General features: G+C 45.8%; 2 protein-coding genes and 1 pseudogene. All 3 read right to left on the bottom strand.

All coding sequences use genetic code 11. The features are described from left to right. On the bottom strand, positions 1-1,725 hold a 1,725-nt coding region (locus ACQY6I_RS24860), incomplete at its 3' end, for a condensation domain-containing protein (protein ID WP_428244383.1). Continuing rightward, positions 1,718-8,182 carry an amino acid adenylation domain-containing protein gene (locus ACQY6I_RS24855; RefSeq protein ID WP_428244384.1) on the bottom strand — a complete coding sequence of 2,155 codons (6,465 nt, stop codon included), beginning with the start codon at positions 8,180-8,182 and terminating at the stop codon, positions 1,718-1,720. The genes ACQY6I_RS24860 and ACQY6I_RS24855, both read right to left, overlap by 8 nt. Positions 8,183-8,236: 54 nt before the next feature. Then, a pseudogene (locus tag ACQY6I_RS24850) lies at positions 8,237-8,383 on the bottom strand (phosphopantetheine-binding protein); the annotation flags it as partial.

Genomic DNA, 8,383 nt, shown 5'->3' with positions numbered 1-8,383 from the left:
GAGGGTGCCGAGGATGCCGATGAGAAACTCGATGGACCGGGGGCAATGAATGGCGACGAGTTGGCCGCGTTGTACACCTTGGGACAACAATGTCTGAGCCACCTGATTACTGCGACGGTCGAGGGTCTGGTAATCCATCTGTTGGTCGTTATGCACAACGGCACAGTGAGTTGGGAGGCGTTCGGCGATGGCTTCAAAGCGTTGGTGTAACGTGGGGGCACCGGGATACGTACGGGCCGGGCCACTGAAGCTGCTCAGTTGGGTGTGGCGTTCTTGAGGTGAAAGAAGCTCAATGTGGCTAAGCTTGGCATCAATATTTTGAGAAATAACAGCTATGACTCTCATTAGATATTGAGCCATGTGTTCTATGGTGGATGGATCGAACAATGCGGTTGCGTATTCTATCCGCGCATAAATTTGTTGTTCACTCTCCCACATCGCCAGGCTGATATCGAACTGTGAAGTGTTATGTTCACTTTCGGCTGATTCGATGACCAGTGCCGACATATCCAAGTCAGTCTCTGGTGTGTTTATCCAATCGAACATGACCTGAAATATTGGACTATAAGACAGTGATCTGGGTGGATCCAGTGCTTCAACGACTTGCTCGAACGGAATATCCTGATTCGCTTGTGAAGACAACGTTACAGAATGAACATGTTTTAACAGCTCGCGTATAGTGCTGTCAGGTTTGATATCAATTTTCAATGCCAGCGTATTAACAAACATCCCTATCAATGGTTCTAATTCGGTGCGATTTCGATTAGAGACAGAAGTACCGATAACAACCTGCTGCTGACAGGACAAGCGAGAAAGCAATATTGCCCAGCCGGTTAATAAAACGTTAAACAGGGTTGTGCCTTGTTCATAACCAAGCTGTTTTAGTGCAGCACTCGTTTTTTGAGGAAGTTCAAATTCCAATGTATTGCCATGGAAGTCCTGAATCTCAGGCCTTGGATAATCAGTCGGCAGGTTCAGTGTTTTTGGAGCATCATTCAGGCATTGCCACCAAAAATTCCGTTGTTCTTTCAGAATGTTCTCGCTAACGTTCTTTCTTTGCCAAATGGCAAAATCAATATATTGAACCGCTAATGGCGTCAGCGGGTTCGATTTGCCATGAATGAAGGCTTCATATAGCTGGTTTAACTCATCAGTGAAGACGGACATTGACCATGCATCTGAGATAATGTGATGCATGGCAATATTCAGAATATATTCACGCTCTTCCAACTTAATGAGTTGTCCACCAATTAATGGTGCACGGCGTAAATCGAAATTCGGGTTAAATGGAGCAATGGTTTTAGTAGCTGCTGTTGAGAGATCCGTAATATCCAATGGAAATGAAGATAACTCATGATTAACCCGCTGTTTAGGGCCGCTTTCTGTGGAGACAAAATATACTCGCAATACTTCATGCCGGCACAATATCTGATTAAGTGCGGAAGTTAATGCTTCGAGATTCAGCTCACCTGTTACTCTGAGCGATTCCGAAATTGAATAGGCTGAACTGGCTTCACTATCCAGTTGAGATAGAAACCAGATTCGCTGTTGCGCATAGGATAAATCATCACCGGAGGGTGATCGTTCTGTTTTCAGAATACTCTCGGTATTAATCGTTTTCTTGCGAGTTATGCCTTTTTCTTTCGCTTTCTCATAAAGCTTTAACAGTTCCTGCGGAGAAAGGTCATTGATGGATCTCTTTTTCTGTACAGTCGTATTACTCATTGATTTCTCCTTCCATTAAGGAGATTAATGCATCCAACTCATCTGAATTCATTTGTGCCATTTCCAATTTGGCAATACATACTGAAAATGCAGCCAGAGAGGGATTGGCAAATAACTCAGAGACAGGAACATCCAACTCAAGCTTTTCTCTGATCAATGACATTAAGCGAACGGCTGACAACGAATGACCGCCAGATTCGAAAAAGTTGTCATACCTTCCAATATTCTTAATACCTAATACGGTTTGCCAAAGTTCTGCTATCAGCGTTTCAGTCGCTCCCTCTGGCGCTTCAAAGGGGCTCAGAACATACGCACCCTCTGTCGGATCCGGTAAAGCCTTCCGGTTTATCTTTCCATTGGTTGTTAATGGCAGACTCTCCAAGTAGACATAGGCTGAGGGCAGCATATAGTTGGGTAGCACCAGGGATAACTGCTGGCGAATGTCGGCTTTCTCTATGCTTTGGTCTCCGGTATAAAAAGCAATTAACTGTGTTTCACCAGATGTTGTTTTTCTGTCTGTTACATATGCATCCTCAACACCGGATAATTGCAACATGTGTGATGCGATATCGCCGGGCTCGATACGGAAACCACGGATTTTTACTTGTTGGTCATTTCGCCCGAGGAACTCGATACGACCATCAGGCAACCATCGCCCGAGGTCTCCGCTTCGATACATTTTCGAGGAATTGTCTGGACAAAAAGGATCGTCCAGAAATGATTCCCCGGTTAATTCGGGTTTGTTCAGGTAACCTCTGGCAACACCGTCACCAGCAATAAAAACCTCACCAACGGTACCAATGGGGACTGGATTCAATTCGTTATTCAGCAAATATATTCGGGTATTTGCGATGGGCCGACCTATTGGAATGCTACCTTTGATAGGCAGGCAGATAGTATGAGCGGTTGAAAACGTTGAACATTCTGTGGGTCCATAGCAGTTGAGAATCTGCATCGTTCCGGAATGAGCCAGTACCCGATATGCGGCTTGCGGGTTAACGACATCGCCACCAGTCAATAGGTAGCGCAGTTGATGATTTAACTGATCAAACAGCTCGACATATTGATGAAATAAACCGACCGTCATCCACATCACTGTAACGCGGCAACGTTTTAACTCAGCCGTCAAACTCTCTGCAGACAACAGCGTTTCCTGATCAATGATAACCAGTTGACTGCCATTTAACAGACAAGCCCAATACTCGAACGTGCTGGCATCAAAAGCAGGGTTAGAAGAAGCGGTGAATACGTCGTTGTGATCGAACTCTGCATATCCGTTATTAACAGCCAGCCGGATAATGCCACGATGAGGAACTTGCACTCCTTTTGGCTTTCCGGTTGACCCGGAGGTGTACATGATATAAGCAATTTCAGCGGTATTGGCCGCACATTTCACAGCTCTTTCACTGCGACCGTGCCAATCCAACTGAGCGGTTTCGACAAAAATTCCGGTATCTTCAGGTGTTAAATTTGCCCTTTCTGAAATCAGCATATCTACACCGCAATCCTGAAGAATTTGATTGGTGCGGCTTTCCGGTGCATTTACATCCAGAGGAACACAGGTACACCCTGCTTTCAATATGGCCAGCTGACAAAGAATCAGCTCAATAGATCGAGGTAAAAACAAGGCGACACGGGAACCTGTCTTAAGCCCCATTTCTGATAACTGTTGAGACAGGTGATTTGCCCGTTGATCCAACTCTTTGTAGGTTAATAGAGTTTCGTGATGACGCACGGCTACTGCATCTGGATGCCGTTCAGCCTGAGCCTGAAAAATATCGTCGAGCCGTTGATCTCTTGGGTAAGCGGTTTTTGTGTTGTTAAACTCATATAAAACCAGATTACGATGATCTTCCGGAAGTGTTTTGAGCTGCAAAATATCGCTTTCTTCATTACTTTCCAGCGAATTTAGTATCTGCTGAATCGTGTTATCCAAATAGCCGGCGATGAGCTCTGCGTTCAGACGACTATCGACGGTGAGGTCATAAGTAAAATTATTCATATGATCATTAATGGACAATGAAATCGGATACTCGGTTCTTTCTTCATCATGAAGAACATCAATGCCATCCATTTCATGACCGTTGTCGATGTCCAGGCCAACATTGCGATAGTTCAATATGGTTGTTACCAGTGGACTTGTTGCGGGTAATCCACTGCACTGCTGAGCCAGAATCAACGGCGCATGTTCATGTTGTATCAGTTCGGCGAGTTCATCATTAACCACTTTAATGGCATGCTCTACGGGCATTTCCGTCAATGAAATACGAATCGGCAAGGTATTAATAAATAAGCCCAATGCACGATGAATATCGATGCTGCCTGACATGCGACCAGTCAATACCGTTCCAAACACAACATCATTCTGCTGACAAATTTCACGAAGCACACATCCCCAGACAAGGTGAAACACCGAGGCAACACTCACCTCCAGTCTGCGGGCATGACTTCTGAGTTCCTGTCCAAGATGATCAGGGATACTTCGTTGAATTATATAGGGTGCTTCTTCGCTATTTGTATTTGGTGTCAGTCCGAATGGATTGGTTGGTTCAACAATATCCCCCAGTTTTTTTCGGAAAAAAGACTCATATGAATGATCTGAAGCCTTTGCCTTGCTGTATGCAACAAACTGACGAAATGGAACAGATGGCGGCAACCGGTGCTCTTGTCCGTTCATATATGCCTGTACTTCTTGAAGCATTAATTGCAGTGTGGTCACATCTTCAATTAAGTGATGACACAGCCAATACATCAGCCAACGTTGATTTGGCGCATCAAAACAGACTTTCGCCTGTATCATCGGTGCCTGACGAATATCTATTCTGTAGCTGTCCAGATCAAAAATGCGGATCAATTCTTCTTCTACCGATGGCTTATCGATGACCAGTTCTTCAACAGACAGTTCTGCTTCACGCCAAACGATCTGAACAGGTTCCGGCAATCCTTCCCAGGCAACTGAGGTTCTTAAAATATCGTGACGTTTAATGACTTGCCGCATAGCAGAGAGAAAGTGGTCGAGCCGTTCACGACTGTCAAATTCGAGCAACGTTGGAATGATGTAGTCATCACCTTCCGTTTGTTTTTGATGCTGGAAAAAAATGCCTTCCTGCAGTGGTGTCAACGGATAGATATCCTGTATGTTCGCAGCTCCGTTCTGGACCGATTGTTCAAGTGTTCGAATTTGAGCATCAGTCAGAGTGATCAGTGGCAACATGTCCGGTGTGATGTTTGTGCAACCCGCTGGGATTCTGTTCTCCGGAACCACAAACTCATTCACTTGCTCCAATGCTGAGGCAAGTTCTTTAAGTACCGGCCGCTGAAATAGCGAGCGTATGGGCAACTGGAAACCAAGGCGTCGAACACGCTCCGACATTCTGACGGCTAACAACGAATGCCCTCCCAACTCAAAGAAGTTGTCGTGGCGACTTATTTTTTCCAGATCTAGCAGTTCACGCCAGATATCTGCCAACTGAGTTTCCAATGTGCCCACAGGAGCCTGGTAGATCGACCTGGAAAACGAGGATTCATTCGCTTCTGGCAGTGCTTTTCGATCTATTTTTCCATTAGGAGTCAACGGCATCTCTGTTAAATATATGAACACTGCCGGCACCATGTGTTCCGGAAGTGTGATACTTAACTGCGCCTTTAACAGCTCAATCTTCAAAGGTTTATTTGACGTGTAATAGGCAGTCAAGCGCAACTCACCCATTGATGTTGGTGAAGCAACGACTATTGCATCATGGGTGCCATCAAATGAAAGCAGTTGGGTTCTGATTTCCTCCAGTTCTATTCTGAATCCACGTATTTTAACCTGGTCATCATTTCGGCCTGAGTATTCAATATCGCCACTCATTAACCACCGGCCCTGGTCACCAGTTTTGTACATCTTGGCTGTGATATCGGAGACAAACGGGTTTCGAATGAACCGTTCTTCAGTCAATTCAGGGCGGTTCAGATAACCGCGTGCTACCTGCACTCCACCGATAAAGATTTCTCCTATCACACCCACGGGAACCGGCTGACCAAACGCATCCAAAATATAAATTTCTGTGTTGGAAACGGGTGAACCAATGGGTGCCTGTGGACCTGAAAACCCTTCAGGTGCATCCCATGCAGTAACATCAATGGCCGCTTCTGTCGGACCATAAAGGTTACTGATGCGCGCTTGGGGTAATGAATGCTGTGTCAGTGTAACCGTCGCTGCCGGCAAAGCTTCTCCACTACAGAAAATCTGCCTTAATGATAGACAGCGATCTGCAGATATATTGCGCAGAAATGTCTGAAGCATCGGTGGTACAAAATGGATGACGGAGACTGCCGTTTGCTCAATCAGATCGATCAGGTATTCCGGGTCACCATGACGTCCGGCTTCGGCTATGACAAGCTTTGCTCCGCAGCATAGAGGACTAAATAGTTCCCATACAGAGACATCAAAACTGAACGGTGTTTTTTGCAGAAAAACATCTTTGTTCGAGAAACCATAGTCACTGGCCATCCACCAGAGCCGGTTAACGACACCGCGGTGTTCATTCATCACGCCTTTAGGTTTACCTGTCGAACCGGAGGTATAAATAACATAAGCCAGATGTCTGGGCGTCAGCCGAAGAAGGTCTACAGGAATATTTTCTTTGGCATAGTGTTGCCAGGGTTTGTCGGGATCGTCCAGCAAGAGCTGGGTAACCCCTTCTTGAAGTTCATTGAGGCGAGATAGAATGGTTGTTTCTGAAATAAAGACAACGGGATTACTGTCCTCAAGCATGAACTGTAGTCGTTCCGTTGGGTAACCAGGATCCAATGGAACATAAGCACCTCCGGATTTCAGAACGGCCAGTAATGACACCAGAAGTTCCTGGCTTCTCGGCAATGCCACGGCAACGCGTGAATCGGGTGTGACACCATGCTCTATTAACCAGTGTGCCAGCTGATTAGCTTTCTGGTTTAACTGTTGATACGTTAATGATTGGCCCTGATAGACCACGGAAATGGCATCGGGTGTCTCGGCAACCTGTTTTTCAAAGAGTTCATGAAGGCAAGTATCTTCCGGGTATTCCGCGGATGTTTCGTTAAAATGACCAACTAGTTTCTGTTGTTGTTGAGAGACGATGGGCAACGACAATACTGCCTGCGAATCATCTGTCGTTATAGCATCCAGCAATACTTTTAAACTCTCTACAAACTGTTCAATGCGGGTTTGAGTAAACAAACTTGTGGCATAATTCAGTGAGCCTTTTAGTTGCGAATCGTCTTCCTGCATCGAAAGAGTCAAATCAAACTGGGCGATATCGGTATCATCACTAATATCCTGAAAGTCCAGATCAGAAATGGAAAAGTCTTCATCCAAAACATTCTGCCAGACAAACATTGTTTGGAAGATTGGACTAAAAGACATCGATCTGGGCGGTTCAAGCAGCTCAACCAGCTGTTCAAAAGGCAAATCCTGATTTGCCTGCGCGTCCAGCGTATGTTTCCTGACCTCTGTCAATAAGTTGCTGACCAACGGGTTGTTTCGTATATCCGTTCGTATCGCTAACGTATTAACAAACATTCCGATCAACGACTCTGTATTGGCAACATTGCGATTGGCGAAAGGTATGCCGACCACTACGTCGTTCTGACCCGAAAGCCGTGCCATTAATACAGACCAACCCGTCAATATTGTCATAAACAGTGTGGTGCCATGTTTCTGACTGAGCGTTTTCAGTTTGTGTGTCAGTGTCGCATCCAATGTTATGTCAACGCTGGCTCCCTGATACTGTTGTTCTGCTGGTCGCTGAAAATCTGTCGGCAGCTCAAGCAAGGTCGGGGCATCCTTTAAACGCGAGTGCCAATAATTTTTTTGATGAGTTAACTGATCACCTGATAACCACTGGCGTTGCCAGATAGCATAATCCGCATATTGAACGGGTAATGGTGGTAATGGGTCGGGTAATCCCTTGGCATAAGCATCATATAAAATGCTCAGTTCACGGATCAGAAGATCTTCTGACCATCCATCAGAAACCAGATGGTGTGCATTAATATGCAGCCGATGTTCAGTTGGCGACAGTGGCGTCAGATAGCCTTCTATCACTGGACCGTTTACAAGATCCAGTGAGGAAGCTTCAACAGTACTGTCAACAGACGGTGCTTGAACCCGTAAAGTAAACCCAATGTTCTCTGGGTCGATATACTGTATCGCTTCTCCATCCCTATCTATAAAGCGGGTGCGTAGTATTTCATGCCGAGCCACAATCCGGTTCAAGGCTGCTTGCAAAACATCGATGTTTAATTCACCTGAAATTTTCAGGGTATTCGGCATGATGTAGGCTGCGTTGGCGCTCTTATCCATTTGAGCAATGAACCACAAGCGCTGCTGTGCATACGATAGCGGCAGGTACTCTGGCCGCTGAGCGGGTGTGACAATGAGGGATACGGTTTGTGTTTGATGCTGAATACTTTCTGCGCAGTCAATAAGCACAGGGTTTGCAAACAGCAAAGACAATGATACTTCCGTTTTCAGCTTATTTCGTAATTCTGATACGCATTGCACCGCCAGCAGCGAATGCCCACCCAGCTCAAAGAAATGATCATCCCGCCCGACTCGTTCTACCGACAACAGTGTCTGCCAGATCTCTGCCAGTGTCTGTTCCACCTCCCCTTCCGGTGCACGGTACTCGGT

Source organism: Gynuella sp. (genome assembly GCF_050297175.1).
In the GTDB taxonomy this organism is placed as follows: Bacteria; Pseudomonadota; Gammaproteobacteria; order Pseudomonadales; family Natronospirillaceae; genus Gynuella.
The sequence above is the reverse complement of the archived record's forward strand: the minus strand, read 5'-3'. Positions and strand labels throughout refer to the sequence as shown.